The organism is Paenibacillus sp. 2KB_20, assembly GCF_052115765.1.
Classification (GTDB): domain Bacteria; phylum Bacillota; class Bacilli; order Paenibacillales; family Paenibacillaceae; genus Paenibacillus_AQ.
In genome coordinates, this window is sequence record NZ_JBFRHH010000017.1 from 1 (window position 1) to 20727 (window position 20727).

General features: G+C 43.9%; 20 protein-coding genes. 17 read left to right on the top strand and 3 right to left on the bottom strand.

The window, feature by feature from the left end; translation table 11 throughout:
- The first annotated feature begins 171 nt into the window (after window positions 1-171).
- The 3 genes from AB4124_RS29730 to AB4124_RS29740 all read left to right on the top strand — a co-directional run bounded on the left by AB4124_RS29730 (window position 172) and on the right by AB4124_RS29740 (window position 1320).
- On the top strand, window positions 172-825 hold the full coding sequence (locus AB4124_RS29730; RefSeq protein ID WP_430202816.1) for a uridine kinase family protein: 654 nt from the start codon (window positions 172-174) through the stop codon (window positions 823-825).
- A 107-nt stretch (window positions 826-932) separates the two neighbouring features.
- Window positions 933-1085, top strand: coding sequence for a DUF6886 family protein (locus AB4124_RS29735; RefSeq protein WP_441975052.1), 153 nt, complete (start codon window positions 933-935; stop codon window positions 1083-1085).
- Window positions 1039-1320, top strand: a complete 282-nt coding sequence (locus AB4124_RS29740) for a DUF6886 family protein (protein WP_441975053.1) — start codon at window positions 1039-1041, stop codon at window positions 1318-1320. Before AB4124_RS29735 ends, AB4124_RS29740 begins: the two co-directional genes overlap by 47 nt.
- Window positions 1321-1483: 163 nt before the next feature.
- Here the strand turns inward: AB4124_RS29740 and AB4124_RS29745 are convergent, their stop codons facing one another.
- Window positions 1484-2122, bottom strand: coding sequence for a hypothetical protein (locus tag AB4124_RS29745; RefSeq protein WP_441975054.1), 639 nt, complete (start codon window positions 2120-2122; stop codon window positions 1484-1486).
- A gap of 191 nt (window positions 2123-2313) precedes the next feature.
- On the opposite strand from AB4124_RS29745, the gene AB4124_RS29750 reads away from it, so the two are divergent.
- Window positions 2314-2649 (top strand): ArsR/SmtB family transcription factor, encoded by a 336-nt coding sequence (locus AB4124_RS29750; RefSeq protein ID WP_076321867.1) that lies wholly within the window; start codon window positions 2314-2316, stop codon window positions 2647-2649.
- A gap of 168 nt (window positions 2650-2817) precedes the next feature.
- Window positions 2818-4581, top strand: a complete 1764-nt coding sequence (locus tag AB4124_RS29755; RefSeq protein WP_441975055.1) for a SulP family inorganic anion transporter — start codon at window positions 2818-2820, stop codon at window positions 4579-4581.
- Between the two features lie 101 nt (window positions 4582-4682).
- On the opposite strand, the gene AB4124_RS29760 is transcribed toward AB4124_RS29755, so the two are convergent.
- Window positions 4683-6947, bottom strand: coding sequence for a PQQ-dependent sugar dehydrogenase (locus AB4124_RS29760; RefSeq protein WP_441975056.1), 2265 nt, complete (start codon window positions 6945-6947; stop codon window positions 4683-4685).
- Between the two features lie 335 nt (window positions 6948-7282).
- Here AB4124_RS29760 and AB4124_RS29765 point away from each other — a divergent pair, with 335 nt between their 5' ends.
- From AB4124_RS29765 to AB4124_RS29800, 8 genes are all read left to right on the top strand, one after another.
- Window positions 7283-7867, top strand: coding sequence for a DUF3267 domain-containing protein (locus AB4124_RS29765; protein ID WP_441975057.1), 585 nt, complete (start codon window positions 7283-7285; stop codon window positions 7865-7867).
- Between the two features lie 75 nt (window positions 7868-7942).
- On the top strand, window positions 7943-8437 hold the full coding sequence (locus tag AB4124_RS29770; RefSeq protein ID WP_441975058.1) for a 2'-5' RNA ligase family protein: 495 nt from the start codon (window positions 7943-7945) through the stop codon (window positions 8435-8437).
- A gap of 33 nt (window positions 8438-8470) precedes the next feature.
- Complete coding sequence (locus AB4124_RS29775; RefSeq protein WP_441975059.1) at window positions 8471-9043, top strand: AAA family ATPase; 573 nt, start codon at window positions 8471-8473, stop codon at window positions 9041-9043.
- Window positions 9044-9098: 55 nt separating this feature from the next.
- Window positions 9099-9521: a hypothetical protein gene (locus AB4124_RS29780; RefSeq protein ID WP_441975060.1), complete on the top strand. Its 423-nt coding sequence runs from the start codon at window positions 9099-9101 to the stop codon at window positions 9519-9521.
- A 30-nt stretch (window positions 9522-9551) separates the two neighbouring features.
- Window positions 9552-10094, top strand: a complete 543-nt coding sequence (locus tag AB4124_RS29785; RefSeq protein WP_441975061.1) for a hypothetical protein — start codon at window positions 9552-9554, stop codon at window positions 10092-10094.
- A 46-nt stretch (window positions 10095-10140) separates the two neighbouring features.
- Entirely contained in the window at window positions 10141-10683 is a 543-nt protein-coding gene (locus AB4124_RS29790; protein ID WP_076321860.1) for a GNAT family N-acetyltransferase, read from the top strand.
- Window positions 10684-10845: 162 nt separating this feature from the next.
- On the top strand, window positions 10846-11454 hold the full coding sequence (locus AB4124_RS29795) for a YdcF family protein (RefSeq protein ID WP_441975062.1): 609 nt from the start codon (window positions 10846-10848) through the stop codon (window positions 11452-11454).
- 699 nt (window positions 11455-12153) lie between these two features.
- Window positions 12154-13617, top strand: coding sequence for a chitinase (locus AB4124_RS29800; RefSeq protein ID WP_441975063.1), 1464 nt, complete (start codon window positions 12154-12156; stop codon window positions 13615-13617).
- Window positions 13618-14475: 858 nt separating this feature from the next.
- Here AB4124_RS29800 and AB4124_RS29805 read toward each other — a convergent pair.
- A complete protein-coding gene (locus AB4124_RS29805) occupies window positions 14476-16863 on the bottom strand; it encodes a fibronectin type III domain-containing protein (protein ID WP_441975064.1) in 2388 nt (795 codons plus the stop codon).
- A 436-nt stretch (window positions 16864-17299) separates the two neighbouring features.
- On the opposite strand from AB4124_RS29805, the gene AB4124_RS29810 reads away from it, so the two are divergent.
- From AB4124_RS29810 to AB4124_RS29825, 4 genes are all read left to right on the top strand, one after another.
- Window positions 17300-17911: a YkoP family protein gene (locus AB4124_RS29810; RefSeq protein WP_441975121.1), complete on the top strand. Its 612-nt coding sequence runs from the start codon at window positions 17300-17302 to the stop codon at window positions 17909-17911.
- 85 nt (window positions 17912-17996) lie between these two features.
- Window positions 17997-19268: an alcohol acetyltransferase gene (locus AB4124_RS29815; protein ID WP_441975065.1), complete on the top strand. Its 1272-nt coding sequence runs from the start codon at window positions 17997-17999 to the stop codon at window positions 19266-19268.
- Entirely contained in the window at window positions 19265-19945 is a 681-nt protein-coding gene (locus AB4124_RS29820) for a DUF6320 domain-containing protein (protein WP_441975066.1), read from the top strand. The genes AB4124_RS29815 and AB4124_RS29820 overlap by 4 nt, the downstream gene beginning before the upstream one ends.
- Before the next feature lie 15 nt (window positions 19946-19960).
- Window positions 19961-20560, top strand: a complete 600-nt coding sequence (locus AB4124_RS29825; RefSeq protein WP_441975067.1) for a GNAT family N-acetyltransferase — start codon at window positions 19961-19963, stop codon at window positions 20558-20560.
- Window positions 20561-20727: the final 167 nt, after the last annotated feature.

The window sequence follows — 20727 nt, forward strand, 5'->3', positions numbered from 1 at the left end:
AAATAAATAAACCAGTTTAACTGGTAAGTGAAAGTGACAAAAACACTGAGCCTGAACGGATTTGTGGTCAGGCTAGCGTCTTTAGGCGCAGTTTGGCAACAAGGGGTTATACCCCAAGAGCAAACCACCCGTTGGACGGGTGGTCATGATTTTTTATAGGAGATGATGTAGATGCAAAGACCTTTAGTAGTTGCAGTTAGCGGTTATTCCGGGTCTGGAAAGAGTACATTGGTTATTGAATTAGCTAAAGAGCTACTGTCTTGCGTAACATTGTTTTTCGATGACTACGTATCAAGAAAAGACTTTCCAGAGAGTATTGTTAGTTGGATTCGCAGTGGAGGAGATCCAAATGAAATTAAAACACCATTGCTTAGAGAACATTTAATCTGTCTTATAAATGGTGAATCCGTAATCCTAAATAAGGGAATTGGTTGGGCAGAAGAGTATGGTAATTTGAAACCAAAAGAAAAACTAGAATTAAAACCAGGTGAGATCATATTACTTGAAGAGCCTTTTGGAAAGGAAAGGGATGAAGTGGCAGATCTCATAGATTTAGTTATTTACCTGGATGTTAGTCCCGAGGTATCTCTTGGAAGAAGAATCTATGATCTGATTAAGAACTTAAAGCATGATCCGGAAGTTTTAATAAGCTTGCTAGATCATTTTTTATCGGATTATTTATATGGAGGAGTCAAGGAGATGTATTTACTCAATGGAATCCGGGTAAAGGAAAAGGCAGATCTCATAATTGATGCAAATCAAGAAAAAAATAGCGTGGTAGAGAAAGTGAAAAGAGAAATACTTAGAACAATTAGAAATCTTTAAATGTATAATCAGGAAGAAGTATACTTCAACTAACAATCAATTAACACATTATAGCTATCGCCCCTTGGTTGATAGATGTATTATCATGGAAGAAATGAGGTGCATGAATGCTTTTTCATTTTAGCGAAGAGGCTGATATTGAAATCTTCATCCCAAGAGAAAAACAGAATCGTTCAGATTTTTCGGCAGTCGTTTGGGCAATTGATGAGGAACATGAATTCTCCTATTACTTCCCAAGGGATTGTCCGCGAATCGTATGACCAATTTGAAGACGAGGGGTTTGAAGTTTTTGATAAGACTGCAGGATATTATATTTCCTATCAAACCGTAAAGCCAATGGGTATAGAGAAGGTTGATAGACTGGTTGAGAGACTTTTAAGTAAGGGAATTGAATTAAGGTTTACACCCAATTTATGTCCTCTTAGGGAATCAATTATTTCTTCAGATTTTAAGGGATATGGAATACATAGATTTAATAGTGCCAAGAAATTGTAGGGGGGATTCAGCTACTGCATTCAAAAAAATAATTAAAGTGAACAAAGGGTGATACCCATGCTCGGACTACCTAAAGGCCAGGTCTTCCTCGTTCCTTGGACTGAACAATGGGAAATTGTTAGCTGTAGACTAATCGAAAATACAAAACAAGGCATTATTGTTGTTATTTCGTGTTTTGAAGCTTTTGACGATATTCATGTAGTTCTTTTTGAAAACGATAAAAAGGACCTGATAACATTTTAATGCTTCTTTTTAGGCTGACTTGCTTTTTTGGATCATGTTCAAAATACTCCAATTGGTCAATATTTTTATCTATTTTTTCCCGAAGTGTGAGTATGAACCCAATCGCAATGTGAGTTCTGGCTAACTCCTGAAGATCAGTAGCCAAAGCTTCGCTAAGATTTCGAATGTCCGGAAGGTGTAACGACTTTTCTACGAAGAAAACTTCTGGGGTGAAATCCTCACGAAAACCTTGTCCCGGTACTTGGTCCCAATAGTCATTCCATTCTCGTAACAGGCCTGTTTCATACAATAAAAATTTAAGAAACCCACATAACCATGCCGTACAACTTGTATTACGTTGCTGGCATCCAATTCCGTCCGCAAGATGCCTGCAACCATTACAGCAGGAGCCTCCATTGGCAATGCAGACTTTGCAAATAGGGTCGGATCCAACCTCATGCAGAGCCTGAATACCAATCGTAATGACAGATTGCTTGCTCACTTTTTTTAATAACGAAGTCGATGGGTAAATGGATGGCGAATCTTGTTGAGATGGATCATTAACCATAAAGCCTGACATTCGCATCCACTCCTCATTTATTAATGGCATAAAATCAAATATTCAATAATTTGAATATAAAGGGTATTATACGATAGTTGCAACCAAATAACAATCGATGCTCATGCGGTTCTTTTTTACGCGATGTTTGGTATGCGGTTGTGTTATTATATTCATATATTCAAAAGTTTAGCCACTGAGGGAGTATAGCCATGAACCAAAATCAAAATATTCAACAGTTTAAAGCTGATTTTTTTAAAGCGCTGGCTCATCCGATGAGAATTCGAATTCTTGAGGTGCTGAGCGAAGGAGATAAAAACGTCAACGAATTGCAAAGTATTTTGGGTTCGGAAGGTTCAGCCGTTTCTCAACAATTGTCAGTATTACGAAATAAAAATGTAGTTACTGGCTTAAAAGACGGAACATCGGTCATTTATTCCTTACGTGACCCGTTGATTAAAGAATTGCTAGCTGTTACAAAGCAAATATTCGATAATCATCTCGTTGATGCGATTTCTTTGCTTGAGGTCATCCGAAATGAACCATAACTAAAAAAACAAGGGCATCCGTGAGCAATATTCAGGAGCACCTTGTTTTTTTTGTTTATAGGATAGAGGAATAGGTTCAATTTTAGCGATTGACATTATTCATTGGCAGGAGTAACATCTCACATATATTCAAATAATCAAATATATGAAGAAGAGAAGGTAAAGCAGATGAAATGGACGGGAAGATTTGAGGGATATCATGCATCCGCATTTCGTAAAGATCTTATTTCAGGCCTGATTGTTGGTATTATCGCCATTCCATTAGGAATGGCGTTTGCTATTGCTGCTGGTGTCAAACCCGAGTATGGCATTTATACAACCATCGTTGCCGGTATTTTAATTTCTTTGCTCGGAGGCTCTAAATTTCAAATTGGGGGGCCGACCGGTGCATTCATCCCCATCCTTTTCGCTATAGTCATGCAATATGGATACGAAAATTTGCTGATTGCCGGATTCATGGCTGGCATCATCCTTGTCTTAATGGGATTATGTAAACTTGGTGCGTTGATTAAGTTTATTCCTCGCCCGGTAACCATTGGATTTACGGCTGGAATCGCAGTAATTATCTTCAGCGGACAAATTGCTAATTTTTTGGGTCTAAGTGGTATCGAGAAACATGAAAATTTTCTGCCTAACATGAAGGAAATTGTGATGCATCTGACAACCACGAATATCTACAGCGTCATAACAGCCGGGGTTTGTTTGGTTGTCCTTCTCCTTACACCAAGAATTATGCCGAAGGTTCCGGGTTCCTTAGTGGGGCTTGTCGTATCCAGTGTGGTTGCGGCTGTGTTCTTCAAAGGTGATGTAGCAACGATTGGATCATCATTCGGAGCAATTCCTAGTACATTACCTCAATTCCATTTTCCGCAAATAACCTGGGACCGTATTGAAATGCTGATTCGTCCCGCTTTTATTATCGCGATGTTGGGTGGTATTGAGTCTTTGTTATCGGCAGTTGTCGCTGATGGCATGACCGGCAGTCGTCATCATAGCAGTCGTGAACTGATTGGGCAAGGCATCGCGAATATGGTGACACCTCTATTTGGAGGTATTCCAGCAACTGGTGCCATTGCACGGACAGCAACCAACATCAAAAACGGTGCTGTCTCGCCTATGTCCGGAATAATACATGGTATTGTTGTTTTTTTGGTACTCATTTTGTTTGCACCTTATGCATCTGAGATTCCACTTGCCAGTATGGCTCCCATCCTGATGCTGGTTGCTTGGAATATGAGCGAGCGAAGAGAATTTGCTCACGTCTTGAAAACCAAAACGAGCGATTCCATTGTACTCCTCATTACATTTATACTAACCGTATTTACGAATTTAACGACTGCTGTTGAAGTGGGATTAATTTTGGCTGTCATTCTGTTTGTGAAACGAATGAGTGACGTTTTGAGAGTAACTAAAGTGCTTCCCGATCCAGCTGATAACCATGAAAAAGTAAAGGCACACATGGTAACCGAGGGGCATGATTGTCCCCAAATCGGTATGTACACAATTGAAGGTCCGCTTTTTTTTGGTGCCGCGAACATGTTTGAGAAGTCGATCATGGATACGATTCATCAAAGACCTAAAGTCTTACTTCTACGCATGGGGAAAGTACCCTTTATGGATACGACAGGGGAGCACAATTTAACCAGCTTGGTTAAACACTTCAAGAAGTTTGGTGGGTTGGTTCTTATATCAGGTGTCCAACCACAGCCTATGGAAGTATTGAAGAGAACTGGTTTGTTTGATTTTATTGGGGCGGCTCACTTCTTTGGGCATACGGGTGAGGCGATTGATTACGCATTATCCCGATTGGATCATAACAAATGTTTAGGATGTAAACATTTTGCTTTCCGCGAATGTACCACATTATCGAACAAGGTGCTCCAAAAGGATGCTATACAAGGAGCTCGTTGCTTAGATACAGCAAGTCGATGAAATTATATGATCTGTGGTTTCTGCCGTAATTTAAACCAGCGTGTGCCAATGTGGTATCGGCACGCGCTGGTTTGTATAGCTATTAACATGATTCAAATTCGCTAGAAGTTAGGAACCAATCGAACAAGTTTATCCGGAGTGCCGTCACCATTTTTGTCGCCATTGTTACTGGTAACGAAATAAAGCGAACCGTCTGGCGATTCGACAATGTCGCGAATGCGGCCGTATTTATTCACAAACAGATAATTAAGATCACTACTGTTGATCGTCGGCTTTCCGTTCTGCTCTCCAATGACCATGCGGATGATCTGCTTACCTTTTAGGTTGGTAACAAGAAGATTGCCTGCCCATGGCCCTTGAGTTACAAAGGTCATGCCGGAGGGAGCCCAGGTTGTACCGCTTGCATAAATCAGAGGAGGTGTAATGCCTGTTTGATTCTGATTCCCGCCCTCATATTTAGGCCAGCCGTAATTGTTACCGGGCTCTATGAAGTTGATTTCGTCCTTGGAGGATTCACCATGCTCCGATTCAAAGAGACGGTTCGTTCCAGGCTGCCATGCTAATCCTTGAGGATTCCGGTGTCCACGGCTATAGATCGGAGAAGAGGCACCAAATGGATTGTCGGCAGGAATGGTACCGTCCAAATTCAGGCGGAATATCTTCCCTCCGAGGTAAGAGAGTGTATCATCTTTATTTCCGTAGTTACCGTCTCCGAAATACAGTTTGCTGTCCGGACCTATTTTCAAGCGGCCGCCATTGTGATAGACCGCACCAGGAAGATTAGTGATCAGAACCTTGTCAATTGTAGCTTTGTTGTTATTCTCTTTAAGACGAACAACTCTGTTGGCTACTTTGTTGTCGGATGTTTTGTAGGAATGATAGATATACATGTAATGATTGGTGGCAAAATTAGGATCAAGCGCCAGTCCCAATAAGCCGCCTTCACTCTTAGGCATATAATAAAAAGGAGAACTGAGCGTAATGACCGGCGTTGATTTCAAATTCCCGTTCTCAACGACACGAACTCTGCCGCTGTTGCGTTCTGTGAAGAAGATCCGTCCATCCGGTGCGAAATCGATAGCCCATGGCGTTTCCAAGTTGTTAGCGACAACTTCTGGTGTATATGGATCGGAAGAGGCAGGGTTCGTTTTAACCGACAACGCTTGGCTAGCCACAGATATATTTCCTGCTAAATCCCTGGCTTTAACGGTGAAGCTGTATGTGGTATTTGCCGTAAGTCCTGTTACCTTGAAGGATGTGGCAGACGTGCTGCCTGCTAATGAACCGTTTCTATAAATATCGTACTCGTACACGCCTACGTCATCTGTTGATGCCGTCCAGGTCAAATGGACTGATGAAGATGTTTTGCTTGAGCTTTCAAGTTCTGTCGGGGCAGTCGGTGCCTGAGTATCGGTTTGGTTCGTCGTTTTCACGGTGAGAGGACTGCTGGCATTGGAAATATTCCCTGCTGTATCTCTTGCCCTGACCGTGAAATTATATGTGGTATTCGGGGTTAAACCGGTAAAGGTGTAGGAAGTATCCGTTACATTCGCTTGCGCCAACACATCGTCTTTATACACGTCATAATCCTTCACGCCAACATCATCCAATGATGCAGTCCAGGATATACTTGCCGTTGTATCGGTTACACTGGTTGATTGCAAGTGGGTCGGTTCGGTAGGCGGGTATACATCACCTGACGCATTTACCTTCACCTTGTCAAAAATAGCCGTGCTTAATTTAGTCTCATTATGGCTGCTGACAGCCAATCCTACATACAACGAGGCATTCATGTTTAGAGTCACATTGCCTAAATCCCCCCAGTTCAAACCGTTGTTGGATACATATCCTTTGATGACGTTGCCTTTACGTTCTAGCTTTATCCAGGCTGGGCTGGTCGATGCAATTTTCTCGCTTTGGGAAGTTCCGCCTGTTTCTGCCCGGTACTGGAATGTGAACCCGTTCGAAGGCGTCACCAGCAAATCGACATGCTTGGAATCAGCATTCAGCGTTTCCCTTATCATGATACCGGCCTTGGCGAATTCGTGTGAATTGGTTTGAGAAGAGACAAGGGCGATAATTGCGCCGTCTCCCGTCCAGGGCTGGTACACATAGTTAAACTGATCTGATTTGCCCCAGATGTCCTTGCCCGCACCGCTTACGGAAAATTGATCAGCAGTTGGATCATAAGAAGCATTGCCCTTCACCGACGGTGAACCGATATTTTGTTGCTTCCACGGACTCGGCACAGCAGCAGCTGCCGTTTCTTCCTCAACCTCTGCCTCAGCAAAGCCCGATGTAGGAAATAATGTGATCAACATACAAATGCAGAGACTTAAGACCATCATTTTGCTTCGTGTGATCATCGCGACACTTCCTTTTTAATTTTTGGAATGACAACAGGGGAAGGCTTTGACAAAAAAATGAAACCCTCCTTTCTAAAAGTTAAACCGCTTATACTTTCGACTACCACTTTACCACATTTGGATAAAAAAGGGTTTAATTTTTTGAATAAAATCCCAATGTATGGTTTCTGAGAAGAGAAGTTGATCTCTTCTGTAATTTCTGGCTGTCGCCTTTTTGTGGACAGATGTATAATCATGGAAGAAGCCCCGATACAAGAACATATGATGGATGATCATTAATGGGAACTATGTAGTGGTCGTGCATCAAAGAGGTACCGAAGGAGCGAAATTAACACATGATTTTATGGTTTAAAAATCTTCCTGCAACAGATATTGATTTTTCTTCATGGCTTCCTTTTATTCGAAAGCCTTGGTTTCGAACACATTATATGAAGTTTGTATATTTGTTAATGATAAGTATTGCATTAGCACCTGGCCTTGTTTTTGGCGTTGATTTAATCTCACAATTGATTACGGAAACCAATCCAGTATTTATCAGTACCAGTAGTAGTGTTGTGTTTTATATAACATTAATCCTATTTAGTGCTTGTATATTCGTGATACATGAGTTCTTTCACATTATAGTTATCTATAAGCTTGGTGATATAAGTTTGACATTTAGCGGCATATTTTTTTGGCTAAATACAGATACTCCCCTTTCTAAAAAGAGGTTTTGGTTATTCATGAGTCTTCCGCTTATGATGTTGTCTATAGTTCCAGCTTTTGCTTCAATAGGTATGAGCGGATTCATGAAATCACTCATGTTATATATTTGTTGGTTTAACATGGCCATATCATCCTCAGATATCATAAATTCTTTTCTAATTCTTATTAAACCTAAGAATAGTATATTTTGTAGAGGATACTACCGTTTGCAGTAATATCTTAATGGTCTGCAATAGCTTATAAAGCGAGGTGTAGTTGCATTGGAGTATTACTTCGGAATTGTCCCACCCATGGATATTCACGATAAAATTATGAAATTAAGAGACAAGTATAACGGTCATCAAAGTTCCGGACCCCACATTACGGTAAAAGCATCGTGTGGACTAACGGAAGATATAGGGTGGCTACCACCGTGTCAAAAGGTGATTTCGGAATTTGGTGATTTTCCAATACGTGTGGGAGACCTAAAATTTTTCGGAAATATGGATGTCCTTTATTTAGAAGTGAAATCCCATGAGTTAGTAGAACTACATAAGAGACTCGTAACGATATTTAATCCCAATCAGGAACAAATCATGAAATGTTTTGAGTTAGAACGATACAAACCGCATATCACGGTTGCTCGAAAATCTGTAGTTTCTGACTCGATCATCGAAATGAAGAAGGAGCTGGAGTCGTATGTTAGCTTAGTTCAAGAATTTCAAGCAACTCATATCAGCTTGTTCTATAGAGCGGATAAAAAAGAGAAATATAAAAAAAGGGCTGATTTTTGCCTAACGAGTTGATGCCTATGCCATTAAAGGAGGATTGTGACGAACATGATCATACTAATCAGCGGGAATAGCTGCACGGGGAAGACCTATATGGCGCAACAATTGCTGGAGAGGTATCACGTTCCATATCTTTCGATCGACCATTTGAAAATGGGATTATACAGAGCGGATATGAACTGTGGCTTCACCCCCTTGGATTCAACAGAGTTTATCGGTGAAAAATTATGGCCGATCCTCAAGGGGATCATCAAGACGAACATCGAGAATAATCAGAATCTAATCATTGAGGGCTGCTACATCCTGCCTCACCATCTTCAGGATATCGAGCCATCCTACTCAGCGCACATCATACCGGTATTCTTGGGATTCTCAACCACGTATATTCAGCAAAACTTCCAATCCAACATCATTAAACATCGAAATGCTATCGAAACACGTATGTATCCTGAAGAGGGAACGGTTACAGATTATATACAGGAGCATGATGATTTCCGTGAAAAGTGTTTAGCTACTGCTGTCCCATATTTTGAAATTAAAGAGAACTACGAAGAAGAGATTTCAAAAGTATATGACTACATCGAGGGTGAGAAGCAGAAAATCGAAAGTGGAAATCGATAAATAACAAGTCGTGAAATATAAAGGATGAGCCCTATTTAATAATATGGAGTAGCCTATGAAAAAACGATTATTACTTGTCCTTGCAGTGGTCCTATCCATGTTTTTATTATTCCATGTTAATCAATGGATGAAGAATGAATATGAAATATGGACAACCATTGTAAATCGGGAGTGGGATGCAAAAGGGACGGGTGTTTATTTTTATGAAGAAAATAATCAAAAGTATGGTCTCTATATGATATATGGAAGTGGACTTCCAGTCATTTCTTCTCATAAATCCAAGGTCAGAATCATAAATGAGCATGAGATTGAGATGGAGATTCCTGATCATCCCATGAATGTGCAGTCAACTGATCAAAAGCTACAAGTATCCAGATTACAATGGAATCAGGGTAAGCTGACCATGGACGGGCTGATATTTGAAGCCTCGGAGACTTCTGAGAAACATAAGTGGGTTTTAAATCTACGAGCGAAATAATATCGCTGTAATCAAGGAAAGGAAGGAGTTATGGAATTATTCTTATATCATTATTATGATGCAGCAACCGGACCCTTTCGAAATCTATCCGCACTATCCATTGAAGAAGCGCAGCAAATACAGAGAAGACTTCAACAAAATAAAAATATGTTTGCGAGTCAACGTGCAGATGATTATATCGTAATCCGACGTGGAATAGAGTCGTATGCAAAAGAGCTATTCATAGCCAAGGGTGGCAGGGCGATGAATAAATATCCACATTACATGACACTTGGCCCTTGTGAATGGATTAAGCGGTGGTATCAGAACGGGAGGGAAGTCAAGATTCCCCTCGATGATGTTGACCCCGAGACGATTAGTTTTACGTATGGTGACTTATTTCCCACAATGCGTTATAAAGACGGAAAGCCTTACAGAGGAAAGGTCTATTTAAAGAATGAAATCCTCCGGCTGGTGGACGAATATGGTTGGCCGCAAGAATGGAACAAAGATGGAGATCATGGACCAGAACGATATATAGAAGCGCAGGTATGGGACGATCGTGTGATCCGTCTTTTTTTGAATAATCTATAGGAATGAGATGAAGTTATAGAACCTAAAGAATGGTGGGAGTACATGCATGATCATAATTGATTTGTTAGAAAATGACATAGAAAAGATAAATCAAACAGCTAGGCTATTGCATGAGAGTTTTGAAGCATGGCCCACAATAGATTCTGCCATACGTGAAGTTTTCGAATCTCTTAGTGATGATTCAATTAGTAGAGTATTAGTTAATGGGGATGATGAAGTTATCGGGTGGATTGGCGGGAGAAGTCAGTATGACGGTAATGTGTGGGAACTGCATCCGTTAGTTATTAGGAAAGATAGTAGAATGCGAGGCTTTGGCAAGTTATTAGTGATCGATTTTGAACGTCAGGTCTACCAACGCGGAGGTATAACCATCATATTGGGTACGGATGATGAGTATAATCAAACCAGTCTAGCAAACGTGAATTTGTATGATGATATTCCGGCCCATCTATCCAATTTTGAAAGTCTAGATCACCCAGCGAACTTTTATAGAAAGTTAGGTTTTGTAATCGTCGGCGTTATACCAGATGCGAATGGAATAGGAAAACCGGATATTATTATGGCAAAGCGTGTTAAATCTGTAGATTAGATTAAAGTATAGAGTTTCCTAACGGATGCTGCTGCCGTTCAGTCCAAGTTAATAGGACAATGAGGGCTCCAGACGCTGCAAAGCTATTGCAATTTTATCGATACTGAAGTTGACCAAGCTTTGCTTGGGTTTGATGAACATGATAAACGGGAGGCGTTCTTATTGTTGATCTCACAGATGAATCCGGTGACATTAACGAGAGAACAGATCACAACGGTGGTATTCGGGGCGGAAACGGAAGTGGATGATGGTACGCAGTCCGGAGATTGTATCTTTGTGTTTGGCGGAAAAAACCTGGATCGAGTATGGAAAGCGGTTGAATTATACAAAAGCGGTCGCGCCCCCTATCTATTATTAACTGGTGGAGACCGATTTGGCGAGTGGGAGCAACCCGAGGCGGTCATGATGCGGGATGAAGCGACAAAAATGGGTATTCCGCCAGAATCCATTTTTATTGAAACGATGTCCAACCATACGAAGGAAAACATTATGGCTTCCCTAACCGTGCTTGATCGGGCATTAGGGTTACAACGAATCCATCGACTCTTGCTCGTCAGTGCACCTGGTCATATGCGTCGATGCCAGCTGATGCTCAGGACCTTTATGCCTCCTTGGTATGAGTATGTGTGGTGCCCAGACCATCGTTCTCAAGGGAGGCGCGACAATTGGTGGACCAATCCTATCGAAGAGAAGCGTGTACTGAGTGAGCTTAACAAAGTGATTGGCGGGGTAAGGGGCCGATATTTTGTTGATGCGGATATTGAAATTTGAACATTATCACGATTTCGCTGAGTATATCCAGTTTTTAATCGTTACAAGGATTCGAACTTACTATATTGAAGCATGTTCGATAATTCGCATTTTAGGGTCTTCGATTCTCCAACGGAGAAGGGGGAAGCAAGCTGGAGAAGCAGAGCGGTCCCCTTTGCCCCCGGATTTCAACCTTGGAGAAGTACAATAAGAAATCTGGGGGTAACAGGGATCGAAAGTATGATCCGCATTCGTAGTGCTGCTTCACAAAGAGTTGGGTTTTTATCACCATCGCATACGGTCATGAGAGTGGCGAAATCTATCCGGAGATCCCGAAACATAACCCATAACTAAACTAACCATACAGCGGCCGTTTTCCTGAATACACTTCAAGGAGGACGGTTATTTTTATCTTGCAAAATAGGGAAGCAACCCTACGCTCAGGCCTAGGCCCGGGCGCATCTTGTTTGAAAATCTTCTTACATAGACTAAATTGATCCTCCAGAGATATTTATAATAATTAACATATAAAGTAAATTTTTAACATATAAATCAACTTGCGAAATATGTAAATGAATCAAAATTGAGTAAGTGAAATGGATCATCTTGGTTTTTGAGAATGTAACAGGATGACTGTATTTTATACAGGAGGTGATGTTTGTCGTCTTATGCAAGATAGGGCTAAAGCTTAATTATCAATTATTGAGGAGGGATTAATGGATGAACAAGGGTTTATCCAGAGTGCTGAACAAATCGAGAGTGATGATGTTGCCTTTATTGGTCGTCGTGTCTATGATTATGAACTTTTTTTCCCTAGAGGTTTCTGCAGCAGAACGAGGTGCTTGGGCACCCAATGTGTCTTATGCCGTAAACGACAACGTGACATACGATGGGAAAGCGTATAAAGCCATTCAATCTCATACCTCATTACCCGGGTGGGAACCGCCTAATGTTCCTGCATTGTGGCAGTTTGTTCAAGGTGGTGGAGGTGGTGATACTGTAGCTCCGACAACTCCTACGAATGTAACTGTAAGCGCAGTCACCTCTTCAAGTGTTACTTTATCCTGGCAAGCATCTACGGACAACGTAGGCGTGACAGGATATGATGTATACCAAGGCACAGCCCTTGCCATATCTGTTACCGGTACGACAGCGACAATAACGGGTCTTTCACCGAAAACGACATATTCTTTTAAGGTCATTGCTAAGGATGCTGCCGGGAATCTTTCTCCTGCCAGTGCGACCGTGAATGCAACAACTTCAGAAGGACCAGGCGGAGGTCCCCAGCCGACGAAGCATATATTGACAGGGTACTGGCAGAACTTCGTCAATGGTGCCAGCAAATTGAAAGTGAGAGATATACCGGATCAGTACGACATCATTGTTTTAGCGTTTGCCGAGATGGACCCTGCTAACCCTGGTGGTGTCACTTTCAATGTAGATTCTGCGCTATCCGCTGCTCTCGGTGGGTACACAAATGCTGAACTGATCGCGGACATTCAGGCAAAACGCGCTCAAGGCAAGAAGGTCATTATATCCGTTGGAGGGGAAAAGGGAAACATTAATTTGAATAATCCTTCCCCGAATGTAGCGAACTTTGTGAATAGCATGTACGGAATCATCACTCAATTTGGACTTGATGGGATAGACATTGATCTGGAGCATGGCATGAATGTACCTAACTTAACCAATGCGATCCGCCAACTGAAGCAAAAAGCAGGAAATGATTTTGTTCTGACGATGGCTCCCCAAACGATAGACATGCAGAATCCAAACACCTCCTATATGCAGCTCTATAACAATCTAAAGGATATGACAACCGTAATTAATGTCCAGTATTATAATTCCGGATGCATGCTAGGTCGTGACGGAAAATGCTATTCCCAAGGCACTGTTGATTTCCTTACGGCTCTTTCGGACTTAACGCTGCAGTGGGTATCACCTTCCCAATTGGGATTGGGAGTACCTGCTACCTCTTCAGCAGCTGGAGGCGGATATGTTTCTCCAACGGTCGTAAATAATGCCCTGAATTGTCTAGCAACTGGAAACAGCTGTGGAAGTTATAAGCCCGTTGCGAAATATCCTGATATACGGGGAGCAATGACTTGGTCCATTAACTGGGATGCGACCACGAATTACACGCTTGCCAAAACGGTAAGACCATTCTTGAACACGCTGCCTTAACTTAAGGATACTGTACAATCAGTACAACGTGCGTACTGCTCCTTGTGCGCCGTTGCGTGTTCGAGAGCTGTGTGGATGGCTGTCGACCATTAAGTAGATTATAGTTAACAAAAAGGAAACCTCTCTTTGATATGTGGTGGTATAAAACCATCATAAACATGGAGAGGTTTCTGTTTGGTTTTCTTTGCCGAAACTAGACGTTCGTGGTGCGTTCGTTTGAATCATTTTTCGAACAAAATATGAATCTGGTTGCTGACGGCAAGCCCGATTGTACGATATTTCGCACAAATGTTGAATCTGATTGCACGCGGTATGCCCAATTGTACGATATATCGTACAAATATTGAATCTGGTTGCTGACGGCAAGCCCATTTGTACGATATTTCGCACAAATGCTGAACCTGTCCGCCCACGGCACGCCCATATGTACGATTTCTCGTTCAATATCCGAGACTGTCCCCTCTCGAGCTTCCTTTTAAACCGGCTCTAAATTCGTATACCAAGTTGAATCGGACGAGGAGTCTTTTAAGGAAGAAGATGAAGTAAGTCCAATAGAATTATTGGATAACTATAAGAAGTATTTTGATTAGCCTATATAACCATTAACATAAGAAATGGCCGTTATGGGAGGTGCATACATGATCATATTAATCAGCGGGAATAGCTGTACAGGTAAGACCTACATGGCTCAACGATTTTGTTGATGGGATATTGCTATTAACTAGCTGCGATCATTTCCCGTACGATCCAATAGAGAGAATGTCGATTCCTTCAAAAATAGTGAAGCAACATACGCCCAGGCTTAGGCCTGGGCGTTTCTTGTCTAAATGCGACTGTAACGTACAATCAAACTGAGCCTCAAGGCTCCCATATCACCGTTGGGTACGGGAGTTGGTCATAAGCACTGGCCCAGTAATAGGAGTCGGCCATGATGCGCCGTGGCAGGAAACCGATCTCGCCACGGGATGCGGAGATGAGCTCGGATTGCGATTGGAACACGCCTTCCGCATTTGTTGTGGCATTAACATATTTGCCTGCCATATGGGTGAATCGTCCGCTGATCTTGGCCGTAACAGGCTGCCTTGTTTCCATATCAACCATCTGCATGGATACTCTGGCGGCACCATTAGAATAGGTGATGGTCATCTGATCAATGACCATGGCTTTCATGGCGGACGGCGCCGTTGTTGCTGAAGCAGCCGCGCTGGGAGCTCCTTCATTGCCGCTGATGTCGACCGCCGTGATTTTATAATAATAGGTGGTGCTTGGCAGCAGCCCGGTATCTTTGTAGGTAAGTCCTTTCGAGGTTCCGGCGTAAGTAGCGGGTCCAATCTCAAAGTCGGCTTCGGTCCCGCGGTAGATCCGATATGCATTCACGGCCGAGTTATCCATCGCCATATTGTAAGTTATATTAATGCGTTGAAAATCAAACGTGGCAGCTGTTGCCCCGCTAACCGTACTTGGCGGTTCATGGTCGGAAGGAGGCTGCCATGCGTAGCCGCCAGGTCCCCATTCGCTTGGAAAATCAACGATCGAGGAGTAGTGATGGAGAGCGATGCCTCCAAACGCCGAATCGTTCAGAAAAGCGTCATACACCTTGTTTAACTCCTGCTCCATGTAAGTTCGTCCTTCTTCATGGAAGCTGATGGTTTCCGGATCCCCGCCATCCGCGATGTCTTTCGTCTCGACTCCGATCACAACCGACTTCGGCTTACCGATCGTATTTGCATAGGCCAGCTCGTTTAGCGCTTGTGCGATAATACCGGCGCTCCCATCGGCCTGATCGCGATAATTCATAATCGATATATAATCGGCCGTGTCCTGAATATGCTCAGACAGCCATTTCGTCTTTCCATTCCATGTAATATTGCTGGCGTCGGCCGAAGTGTCGTACCATCTAGGAATCGCTGCGCCGACTGACAAGGCGAGTCCCGATGCCTGCTTACGTTCCATTAGCAGCTGCAGCATATCCAGGTACTGAATCTGGACGGAAGGCTTTGCTGTTTTGAAATCCGGCAGGATATACGGTTCTGTATCCAAGTTCACGCCATCAAAACGAGCAGACTCGCCGGAGGCCAAATTGTAGTTCAGTATCTGCTCAAATTCCCTTACGGCATGAGACAGATATCGATTATAGGCTCCGAAGTAAGGCGGGGTGGTACCACCGGCGATCAACGCTTGAACCCGAAAACCCTCGGCGTGTGCCCACTCGATGAATTGTTGGACCTTACTACGATGATCCTCCAGCATTTTGGTTCCGTTATATTGACCTACAGCCAAATAAAGCGTCGTAATCGGACGTTGATTAAAGGTTGCGGTATCCTTTGCCATGGACGAGAGGACAACGCGGGAATTCGAATTCAGAACGAGAGGGTAGGAGGCATTTTCCCAGATCCAGATCGCACGGTCTTGATCTGTCAGCGGTTCTGAGTTATAGGTGCTGCTAGTTACCGTTTCAGGGTTCGTCGCGGAGGGACTGTATACTTCTTCAATTACGTTAATGGGAGTTGGGTGGAAGAGATCCGTATAAACGGCATCTGTAACTGTCGCGGGATGATTACCTTGGTTAACCGGTGGCTGCCCCCCTGTTCTTGCATAGACCGTTAGGCTATAGCCTATATTGCCATAAGAATCGGCTGCTCTGGCTTCCAGGCTGTGAACCCGTAGCGGGGATTGACGCGAATCGAATGTATATTTATAGCCGTTTTTGGCAGGGGAGACCTGCAGCCATTCTCCACCATCGATGCGGAGCTCAACAAGTGATATTGGATTTTTACCTGCTGCGGATATGTTAATATCCATTTTGTTGCGCTGCAAAGTATACTCAATAGGGCTGGTAATCTCCACTTCTGGAATATGAGCTGCGGGATTATCGATGTTCAGGTGCATCCAAGGAGACCAGATGCCATAACGCGTAACCGCGTCATTTGCTTTCAGCACCATTTCGACTGAACCGTCCAATTGACTCGTATCGAGCTTGTAGGACCAGGTCCCGCTGTCATCGCCATTGGGATCATCCATCTGAACATCCGTTACAAACTCTCCGTTTACGATGAGTTGAAGCTCATACACACCATTGTAGGAACCGAATAACTCAGACACACCCGGCTGAAGCGTTTGCCCATCCTGATGGGAATCGATTGTAATTAACGCTGCTGCCTTGGCATGTGGGAGTGGAACCCAGATTGTAGAGATGAGCACTGCCGCCAGAAACAAAAGCCCGCACCTACGTAAATGTGAAAGCATTATCGTAGTCACATCCTTGTCAGTTTGATGTAAACCTAATATGGACTCTACGGCAGTTACAATGGCTTGCTTATCCAGAGCATACATTTGCATAAATATGAAGCGCTTACTTTTTAATATTACGAAAAAAACCAATTAGAACTGATGTTAGGAACGTGGCAGGTTATTAATTTGAATAGGGGAATGTCTTTGAGTAGTTCAACAAGAGCTGTGCTCATCTCGAAAACGTTCGGATTGGCAACTTTTTTTGATCCGCATCTCCGTCTGGAGACCGAGGGCAACTCTGTACCAGAGGCGGTGTGAACCTGTGCAGATCTCCTTTATGATGAGATTAACGGAATTTTACTGGAGAATCATGGAATGAAATATTCAATCAATATTCAATCAAATATATAGTGAGGTGTTTCAACTGCTGCGAAAATTACTTAAAACCGTCATGCAAAGCTCCTGGATGATGTGGGAACGTATCTTCACCTTCATTTCCAGGTTCCGCAGCTCGCATATCTCGCGCTTTGGCATATGCACGGTCATGATTAAGAAGCATCGAGGAGAGTGCATCGTCTGCGAGGACTCGACGGTTATTCAGAATGGAGATCTGGTAGGCGAGCTTCATTTGGATAATGAAACGATTCTGAAACTCATCCGATCTGAAGGGCCAGATCGTGCGGCTTTGAAAATAGCAAGACTTGCAAGAAAGTCCATGCTGCAGATTAGCCGTGCATATGAAGGCCAATCGGAGTTCAGCGAGGTCAGGGCATTGGTCGGGATTACACTGCTGCACCGTGGATTAACGCACGGGCTTGGCTTTGAGCATCAAGCGATGAAACCGGACTTGTTCCAGAAGCTGACCACTTCCTACCTGCGAATGCTGTTATCGGTGATGCACCCGGATGGCAAGAACCGGATTGATCGAAGAACCGAATTACTTGTTCCGATGATGTTAATACATACCCGCTCATCGCTGATGAAGCGATTTTCAATGGCGGATAAGCGGCCTTCACATGAAGAGGGGTATCCCCTCTTGGTATCGGCTGCAGTTGAAGCTTGAGTGAAAGAGGCATTGCGACGTACATAAGGTAAGGCTGTTGTGTGCAGTTATATGGGAGTTCTACAAGAAATGAGGAGAGCAACAGATGGAAGAATGGTATAAACTTGACCACGCCGGGAAGCTGTTTCCCGCGGTTGCGGGGAGGGAGAATTCATCAACCTACCGATTGTCGATGATGCTGAAAAGTCACGTGAAACCATCGGTTTTGCAACAGGCGCTCGATAGTGTAATAAAGCGATTCCCTCTATTGAACGTCGAGCTTAGAAATGGCCTGTTCTGGAAATTTCTGCGGGAGAAGGAGACACGTTTGATGGTGGAACCGGAATCCACCTATCCCTGTGCTCCTGCAGCCCTCTCGACTGAGAACGGAAGCTTGGTGAGGGTTTTATATCATGGCAAGAAAATCAGCGTGGAGATTTTCCATGCGCTAACAGACGGCGGTGGGGCTCTGGAGTTCCTCAAAACCTTGGTGTTCCAGTATTTATATCTGCTCGGTGAGAACGTGGAGGACAAGGAAGGTCTGATTCTGCCGCCCGCTTCATTTGCCCGTTATGCCGAAGCACAGGACAGCTTTAAAGCTCATTATACTTCGGTCACGGCCGATTCCAGAATGCCGGAGGCCCTGCAAATTCCCGGTACCCGTTTCTCGCCTTATGGACATAACGTCATCCACGGCATGATTCACGCCTCGCGGCTGAATGGGGCGGCCAAGCAGAAGGGAGTGACCCTCACCGCTTACCTGACAGCGATTTTGATCATGGCGGTTTATGAGACCACGTTGCCTTTCAACAACGAGAACCGGCCGATCGTGATTAGCATGCCGGTGAACCTGCGAAAAATCTTCCCTTCGAGCAGCCTGCGCAACTTTTTTGCAGTCATCAACATTGGCGTACAGATGAAGGAAGGCATGACATTGGATGATGTACAAGGTATCGTGCATGCACAGATGAAAGAGAAAACGACGAAGTCTTATCTAAGCCAAGCGATGGCCGGCAGCATGAAATACGAGAAGAACCTGTTATCCCGATTCACGCCGCTGAAACTGAAGGATATGGCGATTCGTTATGGATTCGACCATTTCGGTGAAGAGGCCAAAACGCTAACGCTTACCAATCTGGGCAGAGTCGAAATCCCTGCGAGTATGGCTGCGCATATCGAGTCGATGGAAACCACGATGTATCCTACGGCCAAGAGTCCCATGAACTGTGCCGTCAGTTCGATCAATGACCAGTTGACCATCACCTTTGCCAGGAATATCGTTGAAAGCGATGTGATCAGGCACTTTTTTCGTCAGCTTGCCAGCCTAAGTGGATTGGATATAAGGATCGTCAGCAACGATTGGGGGATGGGTCCATGAGATGTGAGAGCTGTGAGGTATCCGTAGACCCGGCGCACGCAACATGTCCCTTATGCCGGAGAAATTTACAGGGTAAGGGCAACGCACCATCTGTGGGAGGCAATTCTTGGTACCCCGTCTATGAGGCTGTAGAGGAGCAGCGTGCGAGCAGTCTTTTATCCAAGTGGCTTACCTTCATTGCCGTGTCCGTCATCGGCTTATCCGTTCTTATAAATATCCTGGGAAATCACGAAGTATGGTGGAGTCTGTACCTCATGCCCTGCGTGCTCTATGCATGGCTGTTCATCAGACATACTTTGATGTCCAAGTCGCACCTCGGCGGCAAAATCGTCGTACAGCTTCTCGGGCTTTCCGGCATGCTGCTTTGGCTCAACGTCGCAGCGGGTACGAATTACTGGTCGACCGGCTACGTCATTCCGTTCCTGATGATGGCGGCAACCCTGCTGATTACCGTTATATGCTGCACCAGAAAAATGCGCTGGCGCGAGTTCGCAGGTTACTTGTTAACCCTGATCTTGCTTGGGTTTGTGCCCTTATTACTGTACGCCATCGGCATGTCGCACGTATTATGGACAGCCGTTGCGGCGGCCGTATATGCCTTATTAACGTTTAGCGGGATGTGCCTGATTGCAGATAAGGGATTTCGAAAGGATATGAAGCGCAGATTACATTTTTGACAGGAGGTAAACATCATGTGCTCCATTACGATTAGAAGAATGGCAGATTATGAACGAGACGTTCGCGAGGAAGTGGCGGAAGTGTTTGTTGATGGATATTATAACGAATTGTCCTATTTCACCCAGGACCGAAGCACATTGAAGAAAGCCTTCCGGGGTCTCTTCAGTCCTGAGGTGTTTTATGTAGCGGAGGTCCAGGGAGTCATGATCGGGATTTTAGCCTGTTCCCATCATGGGCAGCGAGCCATGCCGGTCGAACTAGCTCCGCTTCAGGATGCTTTTGGAGACAAGACAGGGGAACTTGCATATAATGTCATGAAAAACGAATTTAACCCGGCATTGCCCTATGATGACGAGACGGGTTACATCGAATGTGTGGCAACTACCACGAAAGCACGCGGCAAAGGCGTTTCCACCGCATTAATGAAGCATGTCATGGAGAAGCTGCCGTACAAGCGTTATGTTCTGGAAGTGACCGACAGCAACCAGGTCGCGCTATCGTTATATCAGAAATTAGGGTTCCGGGAATTTGAACGCAAATCCGAGGATGATACAGAGGAAAAAGGGTTCAGTGACCGTATTTATATGGAATGGAGAAAGCCAGTTATCAGGTGATATTCATATAAACGGAATGCACAAACGAATAGGATGGTATCGAGTTTAACAACCTTCGCTTTAGAACTGACTGAAGCAGGAGGTTTTTTGTTGTTTTTTGAGCCTCTGCCATGATAATTTAGTATGTATTGCCAGGTTTACGGCAAACTTCATAAGGAATCAATGCG